At 71.4% G+C, this 24,097-nt stretch carries 21 protein-coding genes, 2 tRNA genes and 2 pseudogenes; 13 read left to right on the forward strand and 12 right to left on the reverse strand.

Features of this window, described 5'->3' with window-relative positions; translation table 11 throughout:
• Window positions 1–154: 154 nt before the first annotated feature.
• The gene (locus AB0N16_RS32630; RefSeq protein ID WP_365803012.1) at window positions 155–484 is read right to left on the reverse strand and encodes a hypothetical protein; all 330 of its coding nucleotides are present in this window, start codon (window positions 482–484) and stop codon (window positions 155–157) included.
• Between the two features lie 121 nt (window positions 485–605).
• Window positions 606–2,954, reverse strand: coding sequence for an immune inhibitor A domain-containing protein (locus AB0N16_RS32635; protein WP_365803014.1), 2,349 nt, complete (start codon window positions 2,952–2,954; stop codon window positions 606–608).
• 423 nt (window positions 2,955–3,377) lie between these two features.
• Here AB0N16_RS32635 and AB0N16_RS32640 point away from each other — a divergent pair, with 423 nt between their 5' ends.
• Window positions 3,378–3,671 carry a hypothetical protein gene (locus tag AB0N16_RS32640; protein ID WP_365803016.1) on the forward strand — a complete coding sequence of 98 codons (294 nt, stop codon included), beginning with the start codon at window positions 3,378–3,380 and terminating at the stop codon, window positions 3,669–3,671.
• 73 nt (window positions 3,672–3,744) lie between these two features.
• Here AB0N16_RS32640 and AB0N16_RS32645 read toward each other — a convergent pair whose 3' ends face one another.
• Entirely contained in the window at window positions 3,745–4,422 is a 678-nt protein-coding gene (locus AB0N16_RS32645) for an RDD family protein (protein ID WP_365803018.1), read from the reverse strand.
• A gap of 95 nt (window positions 4,423–4,517) precedes the next feature.
• Window positions 4,518–6,080 (reverse strand): RDD family protein, encoded by a 1,563-nt coding sequence (locus tag AB0N16_RS32650; RefSeq protein WP_365803020.1) that lies wholly within the window; start codon window positions 6,078–6,080, stop codon window positions 4,518–4,520.
• Window positions 6,081–6,319: 239 nt separating this feature from the next.
• On the opposite strand from AB0N16_RS32650, the gene AB0N16_RS32655 reads away from it, so the two are divergent.
• Window positions 6,320–6,733 (forward strand): SsgA family sporulation/cell division regulator, encoded by a 414-nt coding sequence (locus AB0N16_RS32655; protein WP_365803022.1) that lies wholly within the window; start codon window positions 6,320–6,322, stop codon window positions 6,731–6,733.
• Between the two features lie 54 nt (window positions 6,734–6,787).
• Here AB0N16_RS32655 and AB0N16_RS32660 read toward each other — a convergent pair whose 3' ends face one another.
• Window positions 6,788–8,194, reverse strand: coding sequence for an FAD-linked oxidase C-terminal domain-containing protein (locus tag AB0N16_RS32660; RefSeq protein ID WP_365803024.1), 1,407 nt, complete (start codon window positions 8,192–8,194; stop codon window positions 6,788–6,790).
• Window positions 8,195–8,285: 91 nt separating this feature from the next.
• Between AB0N16_RS32660 and AB0N16_RS32665 the strand changes: the two genes are divergently transcribed.
• On the forward strand, window positions 8,286–9,782 hold the full coding sequence (locus AB0N16_RS32665) for a tetratricopeptide repeat protein (protein WP_365803026.1): 1,497 nt from the start codon (window positions 8,286–8,288) through the stop codon (window positions 9,780–9,782).
• Window positions 9,783–9,981: 199 nt separating this feature from the next.
• Here the strand turns inward: AB0N16_RS32665 and hppD are convergent, their stop codons facing one another.
• Window positions 9,982–11,130, reverse strand: a complete 1,149-nt coding sequence (gene hppD, locus AB0N16_RS32670; protein ID WP_365803028.1) for a 4-hydroxyphenylpyruvate dioxygenase — start codon at window positions 11,128–11,130, stop codon at window positions 9,982–9,984.
• 121 nt (window positions 11,131–11,251) lie between these two features.
• Here hppD and AB0N16_RS32675 point away from each other — a divergent pair, with 121 nt between their 5' ends.
• From AB0N16_RS32675 to AB0N16_RS32695, 5 genes and pseudogenes are all read left to right on the forward strand, one after another.
• Window positions 11,252–11,734 (forward strand): Lrp/AsnC family transcriptional regulator, encoded by a 483-nt coding sequence (locus AB0N16_RS32675; protein ID WP_351748245.1) that lies wholly within the window; start codon window positions 11,252–11,254, stop codon window positions 11,732–11,734.
• A 26-nt stretch (window positions 11,735–11,760) separates the two neighbouring features.
• Window positions 11,761–12,075 (forward strand): annotated as a pseudogene (locus AB0N16_RS32680) (ABC transporter permease); the annotation flags it as partial.
• Window positions 12,074–12,238, forward strand: a pseudogene (locus AB0N16_RS32685) (ATP-binding cassette domain-containing protein); the annotation flags it as partial. The pseudogenes AB0N16_RS32680 and AB0N16_RS32685, both read left to right, overlap by 2 nt.
• 179 nt (window positions 12,239–12,417) lie before the next feature.
• Window positions 12,418–13,008, forward strand: coding sequence for a winged helix-turn-helix domain-containing protein (locus AB0N16_RS32690; protein WP_365803030.1), 591 nt, complete (start codon window positions 12,418–12,420; stop codon window positions 13,006–13,008).
• An 18-nt stretch (window positions 13,009–13,026) separates the two neighbouring features.
• Window positions 13,027–13,212 carry a hypothetical protein gene (locus AB0N16_RS32695; RefSeq protein ID WP_365803032.1) on the forward strand — a complete coding sequence of 62 codons (186 nt, stop codon included), beginning with the start codon at window positions 13,027–13,029 and terminating at the stop codon, window positions 13,210–13,212.
• Window positions 13,213–13,287: 75 nt separating this feature from the next.
• Here AB0N16_RS32695 and AB0N16_RS32700 read toward each other — a convergent pair whose 3' ends face one another.
• The 4 genes from AB0N16_RS32700 to AB0N16_RS32715 form a co-directional block, all read right to left on the reverse strand.
• Window positions 13,288–14,076 carry a S16 family serine protease gene (locus AB0N16_RS32700; protein ID WP_365803034.1) on the reverse strand — a complete coding sequence of 263 codons (789 nt, stop codon included), beginning with the start codon at window positions 14,074–14,076 and terminating at the stop codon, window positions 13,288–13,290.
• A 67-nt stretch (window positions 14,077–14,143) separates the two neighbouring features.
• Entirely contained in the window at window positions 14,144–14,785 is a 642-nt protein-coding gene (locus tag AB0N16_RS32705) for a helix-turn-helix domain-containing protein (protein WP_365803036.1), read from the reverse strand.
• A gap of 363 nt (window positions 14,786–15,148) precedes the next feature.
• Window positions 15,149–16,951 (reverse strand): DEAD/DEAH box helicase, encoded by a 1,803-nt coding sequence (locus AB0N16_RS32710; protein ID WP_365803038.1) that lies wholly within the window; start codon window positions 16,949–16,951, stop codon window positions 15,149–15,151.
• Between the two features lie 175 nt (window positions 16,952–17,126).
• Window positions 17,127–18,569, reverse strand: a complete 1,443-nt coding sequence (locus AB0N16_RS32715; protein WP_365803040.1) for an MFS transporter — start codon at window positions 18,567–18,569, stop codon at window positions 17,127–17,129.
• 217 nt (window positions 18,570–18,786) lie between these two features.
• Here AB0N16_RS32715 and AB0N16_RS32720 point away from each other — a divergent pair.
• The 5 genes from AB0N16_RS32720 to AB0N16_RS32740 all read left to right on the forward strand — a co-directional run bounded on the left by AB0N16_RS32720 (window position 18,787) and on the right by AB0N16_RS32740 (window position 22,185).
• Window positions 18,787–18,885: transfer RNA gene (locus AB0N16_RS32720), tRNA-OTHER, on the forward strand.
• A 20-nt stretch (window positions 18,886–18,905) separates the two neighbouring features.
• Window positions 18,906–18,977, forward strand: a tRNA-Cys gene (locus AB0N16_RS32725).
• A 271-nt stretch (window positions 18,978–19,248) separates the two neighbouring features.
• A complete protein-coding gene (locus AB0N16_RS32730) occupies window positions 19,249–20,085 on the forward strand; it encodes a type II CAAX endopeptidase family protein (RefSeq protein ID WP_365803042.1) in 837 nt (278 codons plus the stop codon).
• Complete coding sequence (locus AB0N16_RS32735; RefSeq protein WP_365803044.1) at window positions 20,082–21,245, forward strand: histidine kinase; 1,164 nt, start codon at window positions 20,082–20,084, stop codon at window positions 21,243–21,245. Before AB0N16_RS32730 ends, AB0N16_RS32735 begins: the two co-directional genes overlap by 4 nt.
• Before the next feature lie 265 nt (window positions 21,246–21,510).
• Entirely contained in the window at window positions 21,511–22,185 is a 675-nt protein-coding gene (locus AB0N16_RS32740; RefSeq protein WP_365803046.1) for a response regulator transcription factor, read from the forward strand.
• 31 nt (window positions 22,186–22,216) lie between these two features.
• On the opposite strand, the gene AB0N16_RS32745 is transcribed toward AB0N16_RS32740, so the two are convergent.
• Complete coding sequence (locus tag AB0N16_RS32745; protein WP_365803048.1) at window positions 22,217–23,395, reverse strand: SUKH-4 family immunity protein; 1,179 nt, start codon at window positions 23,393–23,395, stop codon at window positions 22,217–22,219.
• A 170-nt stretch (window positions 23,396–23,565) separates the two neighbouring features.
• Window positions 23,566–24,096 carry an AAA family ATPase gene (locus AB0N16_RS32750; protein ID WP_365803214.1) on the reverse strand — a complete coding sequence of 177 codons (531 nt, stop codon included), beginning with the start codon at window positions 24,094–24,096 and terminating at the stop codon, window positions 23,566–23,568.
• Between the last annotated feature and the right edge of the window lies 1 nt (window position 24,097).

Below are 24,097 nucleotides of genomic sequence, written 5' to 3' on the forward strand. Positions count from 1 at the left end.
CGGCGGAGTTCGGCGGCACCGGACCGGTCGGTGGGCACGTGCGGGCCGCTTCGGGCTGGTCGCGTCTACGCGGCAAAGCCGCATGCCGATACGGCCCCGCGCCCCTGGGCCGGCTGCCGCGGCCGGCGCCGGGACAGCCAGGCCCCTGTGCGGGCTAGGCGACCGCCGATCTTCGCAGCAACGACCTGATCGGATGCCACAGCTCCGTCACCGTGACACCGTTGTCCGGGGCCGTTCGCCATATCAGGCCGTCGGGGTGGTGGAGGACGGCGGTGATCTCGTCCGGGGTCGGCGGGGCGGCGTTGCCCCGCAGGTAGACCGCTCGCATGCCCAGGTTGCGGAGCCTGGTCAGGGCGCGGGCGCGGTTCTGGGCGAGGACCAGTACCCGCACCCCGGCGGTGCCCCCGGCAGGGGCGGGGGTGGGCAGGTTCAGTGCCACCACCACGCTGCCGTTCGGCAGCTTGCAGAACCCTCCTGCGGCCATGCGGTCATACCCCCGTACGAGTAGGTGTCAATAAGAAAGCCACAGGACGCACCTAAACACGATCGGCGGCGACCCGCCAGGGGGTCGCCGCCGATACGTCTGTGACCTGCGAAGATGCGTGTTACTTCACCGCAGGGCCGACCTGGAGGGAGATCGTCGAGCCGTCTCGGGCCTCCGTGACGATGTTGATCTTCGTGTTGGTGTCAGTGATCTTGACACCGGCGGCCGGGTTCGAGGCGTCGTAGTAGGTGCTCTTGTGGTCGTTGAAGACCGACACCCCGGACGACTGCTTGATCTTGGTCGCCACGTCCGCCTTGTGGAGGGTGATGCCGTCCGTCGCGTAGAGGCTGAAGGGCGAGTCGTAGGCCTGGATGCGGTTGCGCATCAGCGTGCCGTCGGACCACTTGAGCGCCGTCGGGTGCGAGTCGATCGGGAGGATCAGACCGGTGCCCGGGTGGACGCTGGTGTTGTCGTCGGCCTCGGAGAGGTCCCACTTCCAGATCAACAGGCCGTTCTGGTAGGGGTAGTGCTCCACCCAGTCCGGACGGGTCGTCGAGAAGCCGAAGTTGTACGGGCCGACCTCGAGGGTCTTGTCGTACGACACGTACTGGCGGTTCTCCGCGATGTAGTACTGCGCGTAGTCCTTGGTGAAGGACGCGCCGATGCGGGAGAAGCCGGACGCGGTCCAAGCCGGGTCCGCCGACTCGGCGTTGTCGGAGAAGAGGGCCGAGCCGTCGGCCGTCACCGAGATCTCGTCGGCCGCGAAGCCCTTCAGGGCGACCCCGCCGTCGGTCTGGTAGCGGAAGCGCAGCTGGACCTTCTGGCCCGCGTAGGCGTCCAGCGGGTACGACAGCTTGGTGTACGCGTCGACCGAACCGGTGAGCGCCGGCTTGTCGCTGCCGTCGCGCGGGATGGCCTGGCCGTTGGCCGTGCCGTCCAGGGCGGTCCAGTTGGCGCCGCCGTCGGTGGACACCTCGGCGTAGAGGTAGTCGTAGCCCGACTCGATGTCGTACCAGCCGTCCAGGCTCAGTGCCGCCGAGGACTTGCCGGTCAGGTCGACCTCACGGGTCAGCGTGTTCTTGAGGTTGTCGCCGCTGCCGCTCCACCACTGGGTCGAACCCTCGGCCGGGGCGACGACGGTGGTCGTGACCTCCTTGTCGGGCAGCGAGACCACCAGGGCCTGCTTGTTCGCGGTGTTGTACTCGGCGACGCCCAGCTTGTGCGAGGACTTCGTGCCGGCCTTGGCCACGCCGTAGTCGAGCCAGCCGAGCTGGAGCTTGTCCCAGGCGTTCATGTCGCCGGGCAGGTCGCCGATGGCCTCCTTGCCGGTGCCCAGCCAGGAGCCGGAGGACATCAGGGTCCAGAAACCGGTGGAGTTCTCGCCGCCGTTGGTGTCGTACTCGTCCGGCAGGCCGAGGTCGTGGCCGTACTCGTGGGCGTAGACGCCGAGTCCGCCGTTCTCCGGCTGCATGGTGTAGTCGCCGACCCAGATACCGGTGTCGCCGACCTGGGTGCCGCCGAGCTTGTTGTTCGTGGGACCGGTGGCGCCGGCGTCGCTGCCGAAGGCGTACCAGCGGTGCGCCCAGATGGCGTCGGTGCCCTGGGCGCCGCCGCCCGCGGACTCGTCCTCGCCGGCGTGCACGATCTGGAAGTGGTCGACGTAGCCGTCGGGCTCGTTGAAGTCGCCGTCGCCGTCGTAGTCGTAGCGGTCCCACTGGTCGTACTGGGCGAGGTCGGCCTTGATGGCGGCGTCGGACTCGCCGGCCGCCTTCTGGCCGGCGACCCAGGACGTCAGACCGTCGCGGACCAGGTTCCAGACGCTGGAGCAGGTGGTGGAGCCGCAGGCGTTGTTGCCGTACCGGGCCTCGTTGTAGGGGACCTTGACCCAGTCGGTGACCTCGCCGTCGACCGAGTAGCGGCCCGAGGACTGCTTCTCGTAGTACTTCTTCAGCGACTCGGTGTCCTTGCCGGTGCCGAAGTAGAGGTCCTGGAAGTGGGCCTGGTTGTAGTCCGCCTGCCAGGCGGTGGAGTTGTCCTTGGTGCGGTCCGGCTCGGCTATCTGGTTGTGCAGCGGGCCGACCGTGCCGCCGTAGCGGGGATCGGTCTGGTCGCCGAACTCCACCAGGATCGTGAAGATCTTGTCGGTCTTCTCCCGGCCGAGCTCGACGTACTTGCTGTCGCCCTTCTCGCTCTTGAGCTGGACGACCTGGGAGCCGTCCCGGTCCTTGACCTGGGCCTTGCCGGATATGACCTGGTCGAGGGCCTCCTGCCGCTGGGCTTCCTGGGTCTTGCTCAGGGGGCCGTCGAGGTCGTGCTCGTCCTGCTTCGTCGACGGGTCCTTCCGGTCGACGGTGGCGCCGGCCGACTGCGTCGCGGCCTGGGCGACCGCGAAGGTGGTGAAGCCCGCGGATGCCGTTGCGAGCGTCACCCCCACGGCAAGCGCTCTCAACGTCCAGGATCTAGTGGTCACTTGAGTTCCTCCCCCGCGCCGCGCGCACGGAAGGGGGGTCCGGATTCATGGAGGGATCCGTGCACGCACGATCAACGCGTCGATTCAAGTGACGTCATTTGACTACTGGTTTACGAGAAAAGACAGACCTTGACTTGGACAGTTCAACTGCACTATGCGGAGAGGAAGTTCGCTTTACGGACACCGTGATAGGGGCGGACCCCTGACGGGCCTCGCTCAACCGGCGCGCATATGCATCGGGTTGCCGTATGCCATGCGACCGTGCGCCCCCTGTGCACCGGTACCGTGGGTTAGGTCACGCTTACCGGTCGTTCCGCTCGGGCATGCACGCGAATAGAGTCGAACGGTGGAACGCCCGGAAGCCGGTGGAAAGCAAGGCCGGCTCCCCGTCTCACCCCCACATCTTCCGAGGACACGATTGCCATGCCTCGTCCGACCCCGGCACAGCTCGTCTACGGTTCCTGCACCGTGATCTGCTCGACGCTCGCCATGCTGCTGCTGTCACAGACGAGTTCGGGCATCGGGATCGCGGTCATCGCGCTCGCGGCGCTCGGTCTGGGACTGCTGGTCGCCATGACGGTTCCGCTCCCCGGGCCACGCACGGTCGCACAGTCCCAGCCCGTCCCGACCGCAATGCCCGAGGTGCGGGTCCCCGTGCACCGGCAGACCGTGGCCGCCGCCACGGCCGAGCCCGTCCGGGAGCCCACCGCGCCCTGACGCACCCGCACACGAGAAGTCGGCGGATCCGTGAGACTGACGGACCCGCCGACTGCTTGTGCGCCCCCCGGGATCAGTTCCTCGTACTGACCACGACCGTCTTCGCGGCCTTGTCGTGCAGCCCCTGTTTGTACGGTTTGTCGAAGTAGCTCCAGCCACCGCAGATGATCGTCCACACACAGGCGCAGCAGAAGGCGAACGGCAGCCACAGCACCAGGGCGCGCACCAGCGAGGTCTGGGCGGAGGGCGTGGAGCCGTTGTTCAGGTCGGCGACCCGCATGCCGAGCCACTTCTTGCCGAGGGTCTGCCCGGACTTGGCGGTCAGCAGGGTGTCGTACCCGACGAACAGGACGGCGGCGACCAGCGACTGCGCGAAGGACTTGCCGACCTCCATCTTGTCGCCGTTGACCTCGTACTCGTGTACCCCGAAGGCCCAGGTGAGCAGCCAGACCACGATGAGCACCAGGACCATGTCGATGATCCGGGCGAGGGTGCGCCTGCCGCTGTCGGCGAGCGGCGGCATCCCGGCGAGCGGATCGGCCGGGTAGCCACCGGTTCCGCCGGAGGGGCCACCCCCTCCGCCGTAGGGGCCGCCGCCGTAGGAGGGCGGCGGGGGCTGCGCGCCGCCGTACGGGGTGTCGTACGGCGAGCCCGGCCCCTGGCCCGCACCCGGCTCACCGGACGGGGGCTGCTTCTTGAACGGGTCGTCCTCCGGCGGCTGTCCGGAGCCCGGGGGCGGTTCGGTGCTCATGGCCCGAGTCGACCGCGAGGCGACCGGGTCCGCATCCGGCGAGCGGCCGTACGGGGTACGACGCCCCGTCAGCGACGCCCCGTCAGCGCGCCCCGTCAGCCGGCGACGAAGGTGTGCGCCGCCTTGTCGTGCCAGCACTGGTGCCAGGGCCGGTCGAACAGGCACCAGGCGACACCGACGATCCCGATGCCCAGCAGCCCGGGGACGGTGTACACCAGCCAGCGGCGCAGCGAGGCGCCGAAGGCCGGGGGCTCGTGGCCCTCGATGTCCCGTACCTCCAGGCCGAACAGCTTCTTGCCTAGCGTGCGGCCCCACCTGGCGGTGGGCAGCACCTCGTAGAGGACGCCGACGAGGAGCAGGACGGCGAGCACGATCCCGAGGTAGAGGCCGGTCGTGCCGTCGAGCAGCCAGACGGTCTCGGTACGGCCGGAGAGCTTGGCCGCGTCGATCTTGTCCTGTACGTGGTCGGCCGCCTGGGAGCCGTACGGTACGGCGGCCGCGGCGGTCACCGCGCCGACGACCAGGCTGTCGACGAGCCGCGCGGCGAACCGCTTGCCGAGTCCGGCGGGGCGGGCCGACGCCTGCCGCCGGGCGGCCGCCTGGAAGGGGTCCTCCACCGGCGGCTTCCAGGGCGCGACCTGCTGGTCACCCGCGAGCTGATGCACCTGCTGCGCCCAGGAGGACTGCCCCCCGCCGAGACCGGCGGACATGGGGGCGGCGGGCTGGGGCCCGCCGGACTGCGGGGGGACGGCGGGGGCGACGGCCTGCGGAGCCGCGGGAGCCGGGGCCGCGGCGGCGCGGTCGGCGGCGGCCTTCCCGGCGCCGAAGCCGGGCCGGCCGCCGCCGGGGGCGCCGACCGGCGCCTGCGCGCCGAACCCACCCGCACCGGGCGCACCGGGGGTACCGGCCGCACCGGCGGAGCCCTGAGCGCCGTAGCCGCCCGGCCCGGGCGCGCCGGAGGTACCGGCCGCACCCGGGCCACCGGACCCCGGCGCACCGAACCCACCCGAACCCGGACCCCCCGCACCGGCACCCTGCCGCTCGGCACCGGCACCGGCACCGGCACCAGTGCCAGTGCCTTGGCCGCCGAACCCACCGGTGCCGGCGCCCTGCCCGCCACTGCCCTGCCCGCCGAATCCGGCCCCCGCGGCACCCGTGTCAGGTGCGTTCTCGGTGCGGATCGGGCGGAAGGTCATCGTGCCGTCGTCCATGGGCGGCCGGTCGGCCGGCGGGGTGCCCGCGGGGCCCAGCGTCGGCCTGCGGAAGATGAACGTGCCGCCGGAGTCGACGTCCCCCTGGTCCGTCGGCGGCATCGTCGCCGAGCCGTCCGTGTGGGACGACCGGCCGTCCGGCTGGGGCGGCGCACCCGCCGCCGCCCGGGGGTCGGTGCCCCAGGCACTCCCCTCGGCCGCCCAGCCGGATCCACCCGGCCGCGGGTCCTCGTCGAAGAAGTGCGGGCCGGTCTCCTCGACCGCGGGGCTCGCGGGGCGGGAGCCGGGCGGTGGGGCGAGCGGTTCGCCGTCGGACGGGGCCGGGCGGCTGGTGCCCGGCACCCAGGCGGTGCCGTTCCAGTAACGGACGTAGCCGGGGATGGACGGGTCCGGGTAGTAGCCCTCGCGGGGCCGTTCGTCACCGGGTGCCGGGGTAGGGGCGGTCATGTCCGTCATCCCGTATCTGCTCGGGGGTCGTGTGGGAGGCTCCACATCTATCAGACGCGCGTGCCCACCACCGCCAGTCCCGCAGGACCCGCCCCTTTCCGGGCACCTCTGTGCGCCCCCTTCACCGCACCGGAAAAAAATTTCCCGGAACCCGCGTAATGCTCGCGGCCCCCAGGCCCTCTCCCTCGTACGGCCCCGTCCACAGGTGCCCGGACGACCGACCGAGAGGAACGAACGTCATGCATCACACCGTGGTGGAACGCGAACTGGAGCTGCGGCTCATCCTGTCCCCCGAGCGGAGCATCCCGGTCCCGGCCAGGCTCGGCTACCGCTCCGACGACCCGTACGCCGTCCATGTCGGCTTCCACATCAACTCGCAGTCCCCGGTCCACTGGACCTTCGCCCGCGACCTGCTGGTGGAAGGGGTGTTCCGGCCCTGCGGAGACGGGGACGTGCGGGTGTGGCCGACGAAGGTGGAGGGCCGCAGCGTCGTGCTGATGGCGCTGAGTTCACCCGACGGAGACGCCCTCCTGGAGGCACCCACGGCCCAGGTGTCCGCCTGGCTGGAGCGGACGCTGCGACTGGTGCCCCCGGGGACCGAGGGCGGCCGGCTGGGCATCGACGACGCGCTCGACCAGCTGCTCGCCCAGTGAGGTGCCCGACGGACAGGGCGTAGGGAACGTATGGAGCGTATGGACCGTCCGGGGTCAGAACAGCTTGCCGGGGTTGAGGATGCCCAGCGGGTCGAAGGCGTCCTTCACGGCCCGCTGCATCTCCACGCCCACCGGCCCGATCTCCCGGGCCAGCCACTCCTTCTTCAGGACGCCGACGCCGTGTTCGCCGGTGATGGTGCCGCCGAGCTCCAGTCCGAGGGCCATGATCTCGTCGAAGGACTCGCGGGCGCGGCGGCACTCGTCGGGGTCCTGCGCGTCGAAGCAGACCGTGGGGTGCGTGTTGCCGTCGCCCGCGTGGGCGACCACCCCGATGGTCAGCCCGTGCTTCTCCGCGATGCGCTCGACCCCTTCGATCAGGTCGCCGAGCCGGGAGCGGGGCACGCACACGTCGTCGATCATCGTGGTGCCCGTGACGGCCTCCAGGGCGACCAGCGAGGACCGGCGGGCCTGGAGGAGGAGTTCGGATTCGGCGGCGTCGTCGGCCGGGACCACCTGGGTGGCGCCCGCCTCCTCGCAGAGCGCGCCGAGGGCGGCGAGGTCGGCGGCCGGGTCCGGGGTGTCGAAGGCGGCGAGGAGCAGCGCCTCGGTCGATTCCGGCAGGCCCATGTGGGTGAGTTCGTTGACCGCCTTCACGGTCGTACGGTCCATCAGTTCGAGGAGGGACGGTACGTGCCCGCCCGCCATGATCCGGCACACCGCGTCGCAGGCCGCGGCCGCTGAGCCGAACTCGGCGGCCAGCACCAGCTGCCGCGGCGGCTTGGGCTTCAGGGCCAGGACCGCCCGTACGACGACACCGAGTGAGCCCTCGGAACCGACGAACAGCCGGGTCAGGTCGTAGCCGGCGACGCCCTTCGCGGTACGCCGGCCGGTGGACAGCAGCCGCCCGTCGGCGAGGACGACGTCCAGGCCGAGGACGTACTCGGCGGTCACCCCGTACTTCACACAGCACAGCCCGCCCGAGGCCGTGCCGATGTTGCCGCCGATCGTGCACATCTCCCAGCTGGAGGGGTCCGGCGGGTAGGAGAGGCCGTGTTCCTCGACCGCGCGGGAGAGGGTGGCGTTGATGACGCCGGGTTCGACGACGGCGATGCGGTCGACCGGCGAGATCTCCAGGATGCGGTCCATCTTGGTCAGGGACAGCACGATGCAGCCGTCGGTGGCGTTGGCGCCGCCGGACAGGCCGGTGCGGGCGCCCTGCGGGACGACCGGCACGCGCAGCTCGGTGGCGGTGCGCAGGACGTGCTGGACCTGTTCGACCGTGCGTGGCAGCACGACGACGGCCGGGACACCGGCCGGGCAGAAGCTCGCCATGTCGTTGGCGTAGGAGGTGGTCACATCGGGGTCCACGAGCACCGCGTCGGCCGGCAGGCCCGCCAGGAGCCGGTCGGTGAGGTTGCCGGTGGTCTCGTCCCGAGGCGCTTCGATACGGCTCATGATCACAGCGTCGCACCCGGGGCCATCGGTGTGAACCCCACAGCGGCCCTCCTTGGGCCGCCCGGGCGTGGTCGTCGTATTGACGCACAGTACGGGCATGTGCGCGCTCGATAACCGACCGTCAGGGCCCACCACCTCGCTGCTCACGGAGCCGCCGCGCCGCCGTCGCCGGGTGCTGCGGCGGCTGCTGGTCGTCGCGCTGGCGGGCGGGGCGGCGGCCGGCGCGACGCTGATGCTGTGGCCGCACGAGCCGGCGCCGCGGCGCGCCACCGCGCCGCCCCCGGCGGCCGGACCGCGGGCCGAGGCGAAGGCCCGGGCGGCGGCCCAGGCGGCGGCGCAGACGGCCGTCCTCAACGGCCTGCCCGCCGCCCTGCCCGACCTCACCTCGCTCATCGGCGCACGCGAGAGCCGGGTCCGGGCGCAGCCGAAGGACGCGCGGGCCTGGGCGGTGCTCGGGGCCGCGTACGTGGAACGGGCCCGCCGGACCGCCGACAGCGCGGACTATCCGCGGGCCGAACGGGCGCTGGAGACCTCCCTCCAGGTGGCCGGCAAGGGCAACACCGACGCGCTGGCCGGTCTCGCCGCGCTGGCGAACGCGCGCCGGGACTTCCCGACGGCCAAGCGGTTCGGCGAGGAGGCGCTGAAGGCGGCGCCGAAGCGGTGGTCCACGTATCCGGCGCTGATCGACGCCTACAACGGGCTCGGCGACTACAAGGCGGCCCGGTCCGCGCTCGACAAGCTGATGGCGCTGAAGGTCGGGGCGGCCGTGAGGCCGGCCGTGATGGCACGCGCCTCGGCCGTGTACCGGGACCGGGGCTGGCGCGAGGACGCGGCGGCGCAGGTGACGGACGCGGCGGCGGCCGCCGGAACCCCGGCCGAGCAGGCCGCGTATCTGACCTGGGCCGGGCAGCTGGCCTGGGAGCGCGGCGAACGGGACGACGCGCTACGGCACTTCACGGCGGCCGTCCGCCTGGACCCCGACCAGTCGGCGGCGCGCGCCGGGCAGGGGCGGGCGCTGGCCGCGCTGGGCCGCACGCAGGAGGCGCTGGCCGCGTACCAGGAGGCGCTCGGGCACCGGCCGACTCCGCAGGTCTCCCTGGAGCTGGCCGAGTTGTACGAGTCGCTGGGGATGGGGCGGCAGGCGGAGACGCAGTACGCGCGGTTGCAGACGCAGGTGCGGCGGGAGCTGGACGCCGGGGTCGACGACGAGTTGCTGATCGGGCAGTACGAGGCGGACCACGGGGATGTCGGGGAGGCGGTGGAGCGGCTGACGGCCGAGTGGGACCGGCAGCCGGGCATCGAGGTCGCGGACGCGCTCGGGTGGGCGCTGCACCGGGCCGGCGACGACAAGGAGGCGCTGCACTACGCCTCGATCGCGACGGACTCGACGAAAGGCGGCGGGGTCCGCAGCGCGTCGTACGCCTTTCACCGGGGCATGATCGAACGCGACCTGGACCTGGACGCCTCCTCCCGCCGCCACCTCCAGGACGCCCTGCGCACCAACCCCTACTTCTCCCCCCTGCAGGCCCCGGTGGCCCGAGCCACCCTGACCACCCTGGGCGACCAGCCACCGAACGAGGAGGTCCCGCAGTGACCCACCGGCACCCGGCTACCGCCGAGACCCACCGTCGTGGTTGATGGCCGCCGCGGCGGCGGGAACTGACCGGCGTCGCTCTCTCCGCGCCGGGGAGAAGACCGGCGTCAATTCCTCTCCGCCGCAATTGGCGTCCGGCCATGCGGTGGTCCCCGGCGGTGCCGGACCGGCCCTGGCCCGGGGCCGCCGAGGCTCCCGCCTACAGGTTGCCGCGGCGTTCCTGTTCGCGTTCGATCGCTTCGAAGAGGGCCTTGAAGTTGCCCTTGCCGAAGCCCATGGAGCCGTGGCGTTCGATGAGCTCGAAGAAGACCGTCGGGCGGTCCTGGACCGGCTTGGTGAAGATCTGCAGCAGGTAGCCGTCCTCGTCACGGTCGGCGAGGATCTTCAGCTCGCGCAGGGTGTCCAGCGGGACGCGGGTGTCGCCGACCCACTCGCCGAGGGTGTCGTAGTAGGAGTCGGGGGTGTCGAGGAACTCCACGCCGGCCGCGCGCATGGTCCGTACGGTCTCGACGATGTCGTTGGTGTTGAGTGCGATGTGCTGGACGCCCGCACCGCCGTAGAACTCCAGGTACTCGTCGATCTGGGACTTCTTCTTGGCGACGGCGGGCTCGTTGATCGGGAACTTGACCTTGAGGGTGCCGTCGGCGACGACCTTGGACATCAGCGCGCTGTACTCGGTGGCGATGTCGTCGCCCACGAACTCCTTCATGTTCGTGAAGCCCATGACCTTGTTGTAGAAGCCGACCCACTCGTTCATGCGGCCGAGTTCGACGTTGCCGACGCAGTGGTCGACGGCCTGGAAGGTGCGGCGGGCCGGCGGCTCGACGATCGGGGACGCGGCGACGAACCCCGGCAGGTACGGGCCGTCGTACCCGGTCCGCTCGACGAGGGTGTGGCGGGTCTCGCCGTACGTGGCGATCGCGGCGAGGACGACGGTGCCGTGCTCGTCCTTGAGTTCGTACGGCTCGGCCAGCGACCGCGCGCCGTGCTCGACGGCGTAGGCGTACGCGGCCCGCGCGTCCGGCACCTCGATGGCCAGGTCGACGACCCCGTCGCCGTGCTCGGCGACGTGCCGGGACAGGAAGGCGCCCCACTCGGTCTCCGGCCTGACGACGGAGGTGAGGACGAACCGCGCCGAGCCGTTCTCCAGGACGTAGCTGGCGGTCTCGCGGCTGCCGTTCTCCGGTCCGGAGTACGCGACCAGCCGCATGCCGAAGGCGCTGGAGTAGTAGTGCGCCGCCTGCTTGGCGTTGCCGACGGCGAAGACGACCGCGTCCATTCCCTTGACCGGGAAGGGGTCGGCCTGCCGGGCGGTCACGTCGGGAGTGTGCTGTGTGGTCTGCGTCATGGTCGAAGGGTGACCCCGGCACACAAGGTGCGCAATAGTTCCCTTTTTCACTGGGCAATATGCTCAGCGGTACGGCCGCCTCGGCGGACTTTCTGTGCAGGATGACCATCCGGAGGCGGGTATGGCGATCGATCATCTGGACGGCCGGATCCTGGTGCTGCTGGCCCGCGAGCCGCGGATCGGCGTGCTGGAGATGTCCCGTCGGCTGGGGGTGGCGCGCGGGACCGTGCAGGCGCGGCTCGACCGGCTTCAGTCGAATGGAGTGATCCAGGGGTTCGGCCCGCAGGTGGACCCGGCGGCCCTCGGCTACCCGGTCACCGCGTTCGCCACCCTGCAGATCCGGCAGGGCCAAGGCCCGGACGTGCGGGCGCACTTGGCGACCGTGCCGGAGGTGCTGGAGCTGCTCACCACCACCGGCACCGGGGACATGCTGTGCCGGCTGGTGGCCCGCTCCAACGCCGACCTCCAGCGGGTGATCGACCGGGTCGTCGGTTTTGATGGCATTGTCCGGGCCTCCACGGCGATCGTCATGGAGAACCCCGTTCCGCTGCGGATCATCCCGCTGGTGGAACAGGCCGCGGCGGACAGCGAAGGGACGACCTGACGGTTCGGATCGCGGGGTGAGCGCACGTGAGCTTCTGGGAGTACCTGGGCAACCGGCACCAGACCCTGCTCACGGACGCCTATCAGCACGCCAGCGCGGTCTTCCAGTGCATGGTCGCGGCGACCCTCATCGGCATGCTGATCGGTGTGGTCACCTACCGCAGCGAGCGGGCGGGCAACCTCGCCACCACCGCGACCGCCACCATCCTCACCGTCCCCTCCCTCGCCATGATCGGTCTGCTGATCCCGGTCGTGGGCCTCGGCGTCCCGCCGACGGTGATCGCCCTGACGCTGTACGGGCTGCTGCCGATCGTGCGGAACTCGATCGTGGGCCTGCGCGGGGCCGTCCGGTTGCGGCAAGTCGACCACCCTGAAGATGATCAACCGGCTGATCGAGCCGACCGGCGGCCGGATCCGGATCGGCGGCGAGGACGTCACCGACATCGACGCGGTGAAGCTGCGCCGCAAGGTCGGCTACGCCATCCAGTCCGCCGGGCTGTTCCCGCGGTGGCCCAGACGCTGAACGCGAAGGTGGACGTGGCCGGGGAGGACCCGCACCAGGGGGCGCTGGACTGGATGAAGGCGGAGAGGTTCGTGAAGTAGCCGGGTGCCGGGGGTAGTTACAAAGAAGTCGATGCAAAAGATGCGTTGCAAAGGAGTCTTTGCATAGCTATCTTTGTACGCATGCCGGAGCCAGAGCCCCAGGAACGCCAGATCCGCCATCTCGACGCCCGTTCGCTGCGCGGGCTGGCACACCCCCTTCGCATGCAGCTGCTTGACTCCCTGCGCTTCAGCGGACCCGCCACGGCGTCCCAACTCGCCGAGAGACTCGGCGAGTCGAGCGGTGCCACCAGCTACCACCTGCGTCAGCTCGCGGCCTACGGCTTCGTCGAGGACGCTCCGGAACACGGCAAGGGACGGGAACGCTGGTGGCGGACATCCCACGAAGGCCTGTACTTCGACGAGGCCCTGTTCACGGACTCCAACCCGGCCGTCCGCGGCGCCCTCGACATGGTCATGCACGAGGTGGCCACCAAGCACGCCCAGCAGGTGTACACCTGGCTCGGCAACCGGCACACCTGGCCCGAGGAATGGGTGCAGGGCTCAGACATGAGCGACATGACGCTCCGGCTCACGCCCCGGCTCGCCAACGAACTCATCGAGAAGATGCACGCCCTCGTCGACAGCTACCGCGACCTGCCCGAAGCGGCGGACGCCCCGGACGCCGAGCGCGTACGCATCCACACGCACACCTTCCCGATCAGCACGGACTGACACAGAAGGGCAACGCCGATGCACCCCGAGACCCACCTCGCCCTGCACCACGCCCGCACCGCCGAACTCCGTGCCGCGGCCGAGGCCCACCGTCTCGCCGTACAGGCCCGGTCCCCCCGCCCCCTGCGCACCCGCGTCGGCTGGACGCTGGTGGAAGTGGGCCTGCGGCTGGCAGCTCCGGCGCCGGCATCAGCACCCCTCTAGGGGCGCGGGGCTATATCAATAGGCGGCTCCGCCGCGCGGGCGCGAGCAACCCCCAACCGGCCGGTCAGCCGAGACTCAACAGCTGGGGACCTTCGTCCCTTTCTCCAGCGCGACCAAATCAGCCACCGCCCCCTTCAGCGTCGTCACCGGCACCAACCGCAACCCCTTCGGCAACTCCGCCTTGGCGTCGGCGCACTCGTCCCTCGGCACCAGGAACACCGTCGCCCCGTCCCGTCGCGCGGCCTGCGTCTTCAGCGCGACCCCGCCCACGGCTCCCACCGCGCCGTCGGCGCTGATGGTTCCCGTACCGGCGATGTTCCTGCCCCCGGTGAGGTCTCCCCCGCTGCCGTTCCCGTCCAGCTTGTCGACGATCCCGAGCGAGAACAGCAACCCCGCACTCGGCCCGCCCACATCCGCCAGCTTCAAGGTCACCTTGACCTTGTCGGCGCTCAGATCCAGGTACTTCAGCGCGGCCCGCGCCGCCGCGTCCTGCGACTGCTCCATCTGCTCGGTGTTGTGCTGCTCGATCTCCTTGACGTTGTCGCCGCTCGGATACACCGAGTCGCGCGGCATCACCGCCCGGTCCGTACGGAACCAGTTGCCGATGACGTCGCCCAGCGACACCCGGGTGTCCGGCCCGGTCGCCTCGATCGTCGTCATCCGCAGCTGCCCGCTGGTCGTCCGGGTGGGCGCCCCGGAGACGGTGATCACCGGGGTGCCCTGGTTGTCGCCGAGCACGTTCGCCGTCATCCCGGGCTGGGCCACCGAGAACGGCAACGGCGCGAAGACGGCCGTACCGATCAGGGCCACGACGGGAACCGCACAGACGGCGACGGCCTGGAGACGCGTGAGACGTGAGAGCACGGAGTCAATCTAACGCGGCAACGTGGCAACCACTTCAGGCCATCGCCCCGGGCCCCACCCCGGCCCCTCAGCGCAACGCCTCCGCGACCTCCCGCGCCGCGTCCATGACCCGCGCCCCCACCCGCTCGGGCACGGAGTCGGCCAGCATCACGACACCGACGCTCCCCTCGACCCCGGTGACCCCGAGCAGCGGTGCGGCCGCACCGCTCGCACCGGCCTCCAGTTCGCCATGGGTCAGCGTGTACCCGGGGTCGTCCTTCGGCGAGTGCCGTGCGGACAGGATCGCCTTCCCGGCGGCCCCCCGGTCCAGCGGGTGCCGGAACCCGGCCCGGTACGCCACGTGATAGTCGGTCCAGGTCGGTTCGACGACCGCGACGGCGAGCGCCTCGGTCCCGTCGACCAGCGTCAGATGCGCGGTCGCCCCGATGTCCTCGGCGAGGGACCGCAGGGCCGGCAGCGCGGCCTCCCGTACGAGCGGATGCACCTGCCGTCCCAGCCGCAGGACGCCGAGGCCGACCCGGGCTCGCCCGCCCAGGTCACGCCGTACCAGCGCATGCTGCTCAAGCGTGGCGAGCAACCGGTACACCACGGTCCGGTTCACGCCCAGTTTGGTGGAAAGCTCGGTGACGGTCAGCCCGTGGTCCGTGTCGGCCAGCAGCTTGAGGACCCTGAGGCCCCGGTCGAGCGTCTGAGAGGTCTCCGCGGTCACGACGCCCACTCCTTAAGTGGTGAGGTCGGCAGCCTCCGACGCGGCGGATGCGTCGCCGAGTCCCGTCAGCGACGCGCTTCAGAGGCCGCCGATCGGCAGGACGGCCCGGCGGCTCCGGGCCCAGTCGCTTCACGGCTGCGCTCCGCGGCGGCGCTGCCACGGGGCGTGTGCGTAGCCGGACAGTAGCGAAGGGGGTTCGCTGAGCGGAAGCCTCCGTCCAGAATCCGGTCACGCTCCGGTACGGACTACTTCGGTATGTGACGGTATGCGCCCAGGTACGCGCCCGAAGAGACGCGAGGCCCTGCCGATATGCGGCTCCGCCGGGTGGGCGCGACAAGCCCCCGCTCACCCGCGGCCGACCGACTACCGCATACGCGTGGCCCACTCCTGCACCTTGGCGATCCGCTGCCGGAGCTGTCCCGCCGTGGCCTCCGCGCTCGGCGGACCCCCGCACACCCGGCGCAGCTCGGTGTGGATCACCCCGTGCGGCTTGCCGCTCTGGTGCACATACGCGCTGACCATCGTGTTCAGCTGCTTCCGCAGCTCCATCATCTCCTTGTGGGAGACGACGGGCCGCCGTTCCGCGGGCAGTTCCAGCAGGTCCGCCTCGTCGTCCGGCTTCTTGCGGCTGTGCGCGATCTGCCGGGCCTGCCGCTTCTGCAACAGCAGCTGCACCTGGTCGGGCTCCAGCAGTCCCGGGATGCCGAGGTAGTCCTGCTCCTCCTCGCTCCCGGGGTGCGCCTGCATACCGAACTCGGCGCCGTCGTACAGCACCCGGTCGAAGACGGCCTCGGACTCCAGCGCCTCGAAGGCGAACTGCTCCTGCTCGCCGGTGTCCTCGTCCTGCTCCTTGTTCGCCTCCTCCATCTCCTTCTCGGACTCGGCGTACGGGTCCTCCTCGCCGTCCTTCTTCGGCTTGTCGAGAGCGTGGTCGCGCTCGACCTCCATCTCGTTGGCGAAGGTCAGCAGGTCGGGGACGGTCGGCAGGAACACGGACGCGGTCTCGCCGCGCCGCCGGGACCGCACGAAACGGCCGACGGCCTGGGCGAAGAAGAGCGGAGTCGAGATGGTGGTGGCGTACACCCCGACCGCGAGCCGGGGGACGTCGACGCCCTCGGACACCATCCGCACCGCGACCATCCACCGGTCGTCGCTGGCGCTGAAGTCGTCGATGCGCTTGGACGCGCCGGTGTCGTCGGAGAGGACGAGGGTGGCCTTGTTCCCGGTGATCTCGCGGATGAGCTTGGCGTAGGCGCGGGCGGATTCCTGGTCCGAGGCGATGACCAGGGCCCCGGCGTCCGGAATCCCCTTCCGCACTTCCGTCAGCCGCTGGTCGGCGGCGCGCAGCACGGCCGGCATCCACTCACCGCGCGGATCGAGCGCCGTACGCCAGGCCTGGCTGACGGCGTCCTTGGTCATCGGCTCGCCGAGCCGGGCGGCGATCTCGTCCCCGGCCTTGGTCCGCCAGCGCATGTTGCCGCTGTAGGAGAGGAAGATGACGGGCCGCACGACATGGTCGGCGAGCGCGTTGCCGTAGCCGTAGGTGTAGTCGGCGGCGGACCGCCGGATCCCGTCCTGCCCCTCCTCGTACGTCACGAAGGGGATGGGGTTGGTGTCGGACCGGAAGGGCGTACCGGTCAGCGCCAGCCGCCGGGTCGCCGGCTCGAACGCCTCCAGGCAGGCCTCGCCCCAGGACTTGGAGTCACCGGCGTGATGGATCTCGTCGAGGATGACGAGCGTCTTGCGCTGCTCGGACCGGTTGCGGTGCAGCATCGGCCGCACCCCGACACCGGCATAAGTGACGGCGACCCCGTCGTACTCCCGGCTGAGCGGTCCCGCGCTGTACTCGGGGTCGAGCTTGATCCCTATCCGCGCCGCGGCCTCCGCCCACTGCTTCTTCAGATGCTCGGTGGGGGCGACGACGGTGACCTGCTGCACGACATGGTGGTGCAGCAGCCAGGACGCGAGGGTCAGCGCGAACGTCGTCTTGCCGGCGCCGGGCGTGGCGACGGCGAGAAAGTCACGCGGCTGCTCCTGGACGTACTTCTCCATGGCCCCCTGCTGCCAGGCACGCAGCTTGCTGGCGGTACCCCAGGGCGCCCGGCCGGGGAAGGCCGGCGAGAGGTGGTGGGAGGACGAGGAGGCAGAAGCGGCGGTGGTAGTCACGGTCTCCGTAGTAAGGGGGTCGGGCGGCTACGTATGGGTATGACAACCGGGCCACCCTACCGGCGCCCCGCGGCGGTCAACGCGCGGACAAGCCCGCCTCACCCTCGGGTGGGACTCACGTCACAGATCACGAAGCCGGGTCGTCACGAAGCCGCGTCGTCACGAAGCCGCGTCGTCACGAAGCCGGGTCGTCACGAAGCCGGGTCGTCACCCACACCCCGACGAGCGCCACGGCGGCCATCGGCAGGAACACGACGGCGAAGGCGACCGGATGAGAACCGGAACCGGTCGTCCCGGTCATGCTGCCGCCGCCGAGGGAGGCGAAGGCGGCGCCGGCCACGGCGAGCAGCACGACGTTCGACAGGGCGTCGGAGATCTGCAGGGCGGCCGAGTTGGCGCCGGCCTGGTGCGGGGCGGAGAGCCGGAGCATCAGCACGCTGGACGAGGCGATCACCAGGCCCATCCCGAAGCAGCCGAAGCCCCAGGCGACGGCGACGATCCACACCGGCACGCCGTGCACGAGCACGCTGGGCGCGGTGGCGATCGCCGCGGCGACCAGCACCATCCCGAGGGTCATCAGCCGCTCCCGGTACGGCGCCACGCGCGGCCGCGCCTGCACCCACGAACCCAGCGCCCAGGTCACCCCGCCCGCCGCCAGCGAGAACCCGGCGAGGGTGGGCGACAGGCCCCGCTGGGTGACGAGCATCAGCGGCACGAAGGACTCGGCGGAGACGAACGCACCGGCCGCGACCCCCCGCAACAGGACCACCGACGGCAGCCCGCGGGCCGCGCGGTAGGTCCCGCGCGGCAGTAGCCCGCGTACGGCGGGGACCAGCAGCGCGGCCCCGAGGACCCCCGGCAGCAGGGAGACCCACCGCAGGTCCTGAGCCGCGTACTGCAGCAGCCCCGCGCCGAGAGAGATACCGAACGCGAGCCGGATCCGCCGCCGTTCGAAGGTCTCCCGCGCCCGTTCCGCGACCGGCCCGCCGGCTCGTCGCCGTATCTGGGGAAGGGCCAGCGCCACCGGAAAGACCACGAGCGCCGGGATTCCGAGGAACACCCACCGCCACCCGAGGTGCTCGGTCACCGCCCCGGCGGCCAGCGGCCCGACGATGGACGGCACCACCCAGCCGGCGGCGAAGGAGGCCATGATCGCGGGCCGCAACCGCTCCGGATAGGCCCGCCCCACGACCACGTACAACGCGACGATGACCAGCCCGCCCCCGAACCCCTGCACGGCCCGCCCCAGGATGAACACCCACATGACCTGAGCGGTCCCGGCGACGACCAGCCCCGCGGCGAAGGCCCCGATCCCCGTCGTCAGCGCCCCGAGCGGCCCGCTCCGGTCCGACCACTGCCCGGACAGCACCATCCCGAACAGACTGGTCGTGAAGTACCCGGAGAAGGCGAACGCGTAGAGCGGCACCCCGTGCAGCTCCCGGGCGGCAACGGGCATCGCCGTCCCGACGGCGGTCGCCTCGAAGGCGATCAGCAGCACGACGGACACGATGCCGACGCTCAGCGCCCGGTACGACCGCCCCAGCACTCCCTCACCACGGGCTGCGTCATCTGTCGTCTCATCTGCGACAACGGCGTCGCTGGGCTCAAGGGCGGTCATGCTCACCACGGTAAGGCCCAAGCCCCGCTTTGGCCCCTGTCCCAAGCCTCACCCCACCTCGGCCCTTGGTCGTAGACCTTCCGTCCGCCCCCGGTCCGCCCCCGTTCATGAACGCCACATGGCAGTCCCGTCGCAGCCCCACCGATCCCCTTGAGCCCCTCCCCCACCCACCCGTACCTTCGACTCACCGACACGGCCGCAAGGACCCGGTCGGCACGGCCGTGTGCCCGAGTGGTTTAGGGGCTCGCCTGCGCTGCATCCATCAGCGAGCTCCGCTCGCGGGGGAGTCACGCGGGTTCGATCCCCACCACGGCCGTGAAGGAAGAAGCTGTTCCCGGCCGTGTGCCCGAGTGGTTTAGGGGCTCGCCTGCAAAGCGAGTTACGTGGGTTCGATTCCCGCCACGGCCTCTGACTGCCTGACCAGGCAGAACGGAAGGGCGGCATCCCGGGAGGGGTGCCGCCCTCGTGTTTGTCGTCGGGCGGGAGGTGAGGTGCGGGGGCTGCCGGGTGGATGGTTCTCGTCTGCCGGGAACCCTTTCTGATCCGCCTCCCCCCTTGCTGTCCCCCGTGCGAGCTACATGCAGGTGTCCACTGTGTGGTGACGATTCCGCGGGCCACGATCCGTAGCGTTCGGGCCAGTTCCGCGGCGGTCGGCTGCGGGTTCTGTGGAGGAGTCGTCATGAGGCTGGTCTGGCAGTTGCTGGCGGTGTCCGCGGTCGCCTTCGTCGGTGGGCAGGCGATGGCCGCGGTGGAGGGGAACTGGTTTCTCACCCTGGTTGTCGGTGTGCTGACGGCCATGGCCGCGGTGGTCGTCTACGGGTGGGTGGTGCGACGGACCGAGCACCGGCCGAGCACCCAGGTGGGGCGGGACGGCGCCCGGGCGGCGTTCGGGCGCGGTGCGCTGATAGGTGGGGTGACGTTCGCGTGCGTGATCGCGAACATCGCCTTTCTCGGGGACTACACGGTGCACGGGACGGGGTCGGTGACGGGTGCGGTGGGGTTGGTCGGGTTCATGGCCGCCGCCGCCACGACCGAGGAACTGCTGTTCCGGGGCGTTCTGTTCCGGATCGTCGAAGAACGCACCGGGACCTGGATCGCGCTGACGTCGACCGGTGTGCTGTTCGGGATGATGCATCTGCTCAACAAGGACGCCACCCTGTGGGGCGCCCTCGCCATCGCGATCGAGGCCGGCGGCATGCTCGGCGCCGCGTACGCCGCCACCCGCACCCTCTGGCTGCCGATCGGCCTGCACTTCGGATGGAACTTCGCCGAGTCGGCGATCTTCGGCACCGAGGTCTCCGGCAGTGGTGCGCAGAAGGGGCTGCTGGACGCCTCCACCTCGGGGGCGCAGCTGATCACCGGCGGTGAGTTCGGGCCGGAGGCAAGCGTGTACGCGGTGCTGCTCGGGGTGCTGGTGACGATCGCGTTCCTGCGACTGGCCAAGCGGCGGGGGCACCTGGTGCCGCGCCGGCGCCGGGACGTCCCGGCCGGCTCCGTCGCTACACTGCCCCGGTGATCGGTCCTCGGCAGGTGTCCGGGTGGTGGCACCGGCTCGACGTGACGGTCCGGGACCTGCCGATCGGGCTGCTGATCCTGGCCGGTTCCTTCCTGCCGACGCTGCACGGCAACGGGACCCGGATCGGTGACCTGCCCACCCGTCCCTTCGACGCGCTGGCCGGGCTGGCGCTCGGCCTGGAGTGCCTGCCGCTCGCCCTGCGCCGGCGGTGGCCGGCCGTCTCCCTCGCCCTGGTGTCGCTCGGCTTCGCCGTCGATCAGATCCGGGCCTACCACTCGGTCGCGGGGGTCGCGCTGCCGCTCGCCCTGCTGAGCACCGGCGCCCATCTGGACCGGCACCGGCGGGCCGCCGCCCTCCTGTTCTCCGCGGCCTACGTGCCGTTCGCGGTCGTGCTGCACCGGCTGGGGTCGGGGGGCGAGACGGCGAGCGAGTTCGTGACGTTCTATCTGGCGCTGGTGCTGGCGTGGGGTACCGGGGCGTGGCTGCGGGCCACCCGGGCCGCCGAGGCCGAACGCCGGCGGCGGGTCGCCGAGGACACCCGCACCGCCGAACGCACCCGGATCGCCCGCGAGTTGCACGACGTGGTGACCCACCATGTGACGGCGATGGTGGTGCAGGCGGAGGCGGCCCGGTATCTGACCGCCGCGCCGGACCGGCTCGACCAGACACTGACCGCCGTCACCGACACCGGGCGGCGGGCCATCTCGGACCTGCGCCATCTGCTCGACCTGCTCAACCCCGACCACGGTGTCGGCACCGGCGTCAGGACGCCGCCCGCCGACCGGCTGCTCACGCTGGTGGAGCAGACGCGCGGGGCCGGGCAGCCGGTGGAGTTCACCGAGGAGGGCACCCCCACGCAGCCGGCGGGCAGTGCTGACCTGGTGGCCTACCGGGTGGTGCAGGAGGCTCTGACGAACGCCCTCAAGTACGCCCATGGCAGCCGCACTTCGGTGCTGGTGCGCCATGGTGAGAAGGAGATCACCGTGGAGGTCGGCACGGACGGGTCGGGCTCGGCCGCCGCGTCCCCCGGCGGGAGTGGACGGGGCCTGGCCGGCCTCCGGGAACGCGTGGACGTGCTGGGCGGCGAGTTCAGCGCGGGGCGCGCGGCCGACGGCGGCTTCGTGGTACGGGCCCGGATACCCGCCGGGAGCCCGTCGTGACCCCGGCCCGCGGGAAGCCCGTCGTGTCCCCGGCCCGCGGGAAGCCCGTCGTGACCGCCGCCCGCCGGGAATCCTTCCGGACCGCCGCCCGTGAAGAAGCCCCTCGTGACCGCGGCCTCGGGAAGCCCGTAGTGTCCCCGGCCCGCGGGAAGCCTGTCGTGACCGCCGCCCGCCGGGAATCCTTCCGGACCGCCGCCCGTGGAGAACCCCCTCGTGACCGCGGCCTCGGGAAGGCCGTTGTGAGGGTGACCGCGGGGAGGCCTTCGTGAGCGCCGCGGGTGGGGCGCCGATCCGGGTCCTGGTCTGTGACGACCAGGTGCTGATCCGTACCGGGCTGGCGACGATCATCGACGCCCAGCCCGACCTGGAGGTGGCCGGCGAGTGCGGGGACGGGCAGGCCGCGGTCGAACTCGCCGGCCGGCTGCGCCCGGACGTCGTCGTCATGGACGTCCGTATGCCGGTGCTCGACGGCATCGAGGCCACCCGGCTGCTGGCCGGGGCCGGGGTGCCGCATCCCGTGAAGGTGCTCGTGGTGACGACGTTCAACCTGGACGAGTACGTCTACGAGGCGCTGCGCGCCGGCGCGAGCGGCTTTCTGCTCAAGGACGCGCCGCCGGACCGGCTGCTGCACGGCATCCGGACCGTGGCCACCGGCGCGGCCCTGCTGGATCCCGAGGTGACCCGCAGGCTGGTCGGCCGGTACGCCGCCCGGATCCGCCCCGCCGACGGCGGCACCCCCGACGACATCCCGCTGACCCCGCGCGAACTGGAGGTCCTGCGCCTGATCGCGGACGGCCTCTCCAACAGCGAGATCGCCGCAACCCTTCTGATCAGCCCGGAGACCGTCAAGACCTTCGTCTCCCGCATCCTCACCAAGCTCGGCCTGCGCGACCGCGTCCAGGCCGTCGTCTACGCCTACCGCCAGGGGCTGGTGGTCTGACCTCCCCCGGTCCCCGCCTGCCTCCGGCCGCTCAGAGCACCCCGCCCGCCTCGTCCTGGAACAGTTCCGTCCAGTAGTGCCAGTCGGCGTCCATCGTCGTGGGCGTGGGATCGATCGTCGCCAGGGTGTGGAGCATGGTCGCGGCGAGCTGGTCGTAGGCCTCGGTGGTGAGTTCGTGGCCCATGTGCTCGTCGATGGTGCGCTCGTGGTGGAGGAGCCAGAGGGTGAAGGCGAGCGTGGAGATGTCCGTGTTGAGGGGGTAGAGGGTCGCCTCCGGCTGGGAGAAGTTGAGGATCGCGCCCGTGGTGCCGTCCACGACCAGGCTGTTCTCCTCGACCAGGTAGCCGAGGCGTATGAGGTGGTCGGCGTGGGGCGGCAGGGCGTCCAGGGGGAAGCCGCCCGGCTGTATGTCGGTGAAGTACTCCTCGAGGGTGGGCAGCGGGGCGTCCGGATCGAGGTGGAAGAGGACCGCGTCCTCCGGGAGGCCGGTCTCGCGCAGGAAGCGGCGGGTCGGCTCGTGGGTGAGCGTGGGCGGGAAGTCGACCTCCTCGAAGCGGGCCACCCGGCCCTGCCCGAACTCCTGGTCCAGCAGCCGGGCCGGCAGGTCGACGGCGAGCCCCGAGTCCGTGCCGGGGCCCGCGACCAGGCTGAGCGGGCGGATCAGCGCCGTCGCCTTCCAGTACGGCGGGACCCGGCCGGCCGTGCCCTCCTCGAAGAGCTCCAGGAGCTTGCGGGAGGCCTCGGTCGCCGCCTTGGTGCCGTAGGTGCCGGCGAGGGAGGCGAAACGGCCGCGCAGGCCGGTCAGTTCCTCGGTGACCGCGGCGAAGCGCAGCAGCGTCTCCAGCGACGGCGCCAACGGGCGCGGCTCGGTCGGGTCGACCAGGTAGGCCGTGGTGATCTCGCCGGTGCCGCCGTCGAGGAGGATCGACTCCGTGTCCAGACCGGCCGGGGCCAGCAGCTCGCCTATCACCAGGCGGTCCCGGAGTTCCTCCGCGAGCCGGGACGGGCCTGCCGTGATGTCCGCGACGTCGGCGAGCGTGCGCAGGCCGGTCGTGCGCAGCGGTTCGAACGTCAACAGGCCGCCGGTGTCGGGGAGTCCGGGGCCGGTGAGCCACATGCGGGTCGGTTCGTGCGTGATGTAACGGTCCAGTTCTGCTTCGGTCAGCGTGATCGCCGCCGCACCGCTGCCGGTCGTGCTGGTCGTGCTCATCGCTGCCCCCGCGATCAAAGAGTTCAGGAAATGCGAGTGGGTCGGAGTGGTGTGCCGTAGGTCGTCCCGAGCAGGGCATGGCCTGCCGTCCGGGCTTCCCCTCCGAAACGGCCGTCCCCACTGCCCAGAACACTACGCCGCGCCACTGACAACGCCCCGTGGAAAAGACGTCAGGCGACCCTCGCCCGTTCCGTCCCGGTGAGAATCGCCGCCACCGTCTGTTCCACGGTCAACGCCGAGGTGTCCAGCCACAGCCCCAACGCCTCGGTGCGCAGCCGTAGTTCCGCGTCCAGGTCGGCGATCGTCCACGCCGGTCCGTACCCGGTCTTCGGCCGCCCGGCCTCCCGCTCCGCCACCGTCTCGGGGCTGGGGGCGAGGACGACGACGTGCAGCGGGCGGGTGCGGATCCGTTCGACGTACGAGGTCAGCTCGGGGCCCAGCAGGACGTCCTGGACGATCGCCGTGAAACCGGCCGCCGCGTAGGCGTCCGCGGTCGCCGCCGACAGGCGGTGGCGGAGGTGGAGTTGGGCCGTCGCCTCCGGGGAGGCGCCGGGCGTGTACTCCTCCCGGCCGGAGACGATCATCCGGCGGAAGAGGTCGCCGCGCACGTGTGCCGCCCTTGGCAGCCTCTCGGCGAGCGCCTGGGCGACCGTCGACTTGCCCGACGCCATGATCCCCGCGATCACGACGACCCCGGACAGG

Source organism: Streptomyces sp. NPDC051105, from assembly GCF_040682795.1.
Classification (GTDB): domain Bacteria; phylum Actinomycetota; class Actinomycetes; order Streptomycetales; family Streptomycetaceae; genus Streptomyces.

Excerpts from the sequence above, each read along its gene's own strand:
- AB0N16_RS32630 (WP_365803012.1), bottom strand. The coding sequence starts at position 484 with ATGGCCGCAGGAGGGTTCTGCAAGCTGCCGAACGGCAGCGTGGTGGTG.
- AB0N16_RS32640 (WP_365803016.1), top strand. The coding sequence starts at position 3,378 with ATGCCTCGTCCGACCCCGGCACAGCTCGTCTACGGTTCCTGCACCGTG.
- AB0N16_RS32645 (WP_365803018.1), bottom strand. The coding sequence starts at position 4,422 with ATGAGCACCGAACCGCCCCCGGGCTCCGGACAGCCGCCGGAGGACGAC.
- AB0N16_RS32650 (WP_365803020.1), bottom strand. The coding sequence starts at position 6,080 with ATGACCGCCCCTACCCCGGCACCCGGTGACGAACGGCCCCGCGAGGGC.
- AB0N16_RS32655 (WP_365803022.1), top strand. The coding sequence starts at position 6,320 with ATGCATCACACCGTGGTGGAACGCGAACTGGAGCTGCGGCTCATCCTG.
- AB0N16_RS32665 (WP_365803026.1), top strand. The coding sequence starts at position 8,286 with ATGTGCGCGCTCGATAACCGACCGTCAGGGCCCACCACCTCGCTGCTC.
- hppD (WP_365803028.1), bottom strand. The coding sequence starts at position 11,130 with ATGACGCAGACCACACAGCACACTCCCGACGTGACCGCCCGGCAGGCC.
- AB0N16_RS32675 (WP_351748245.1), top strand. The coding sequence starts at position 11,252 with ATGGCGATCGATCATCTGGACGGCCGGATCCTGGTGCTGCTGGCCCGC.
- AB0N16_RS32690 (WP_365803030.1), top strand. The coding sequence starts at position 12,418 with ATGCCGGAGCCAGAGCCCCAGGAACGCCAGATCCGCCATCTCGACGCC.
- AB0N16_RS32695 (WP_365803032.1), top strand. The coding sequence starts at position 13,027 with ATGCACCCCGAGACCCACCTCGCCCTGCACCACGCCCGCACCGCCGAA.
- AB0N16_RS32715 (WP_365803040.1), bottom strand. The coding sequence starts at position 18,569 with ATGACCGCCCTTGAGCCCAGCGACGCCGTTGTCGCAGATGAGACGACA.
- AB0N16_RS32730 (WP_365803042.1), top strand. The coding sequence starts at position 19,249 with ATGAGGCTGGTCTGGCAGTTGCTGGCGGTGTCCGCGGTCGCCTTCGTC.
- AB0N16_RS32745 (WP_365803048.1), bottom strand. The coding sequence starts at position 23,395 with ATGAGCACGACCAGCACGACCGGCAGCGGTGCGGCGGCGATCACGCTG.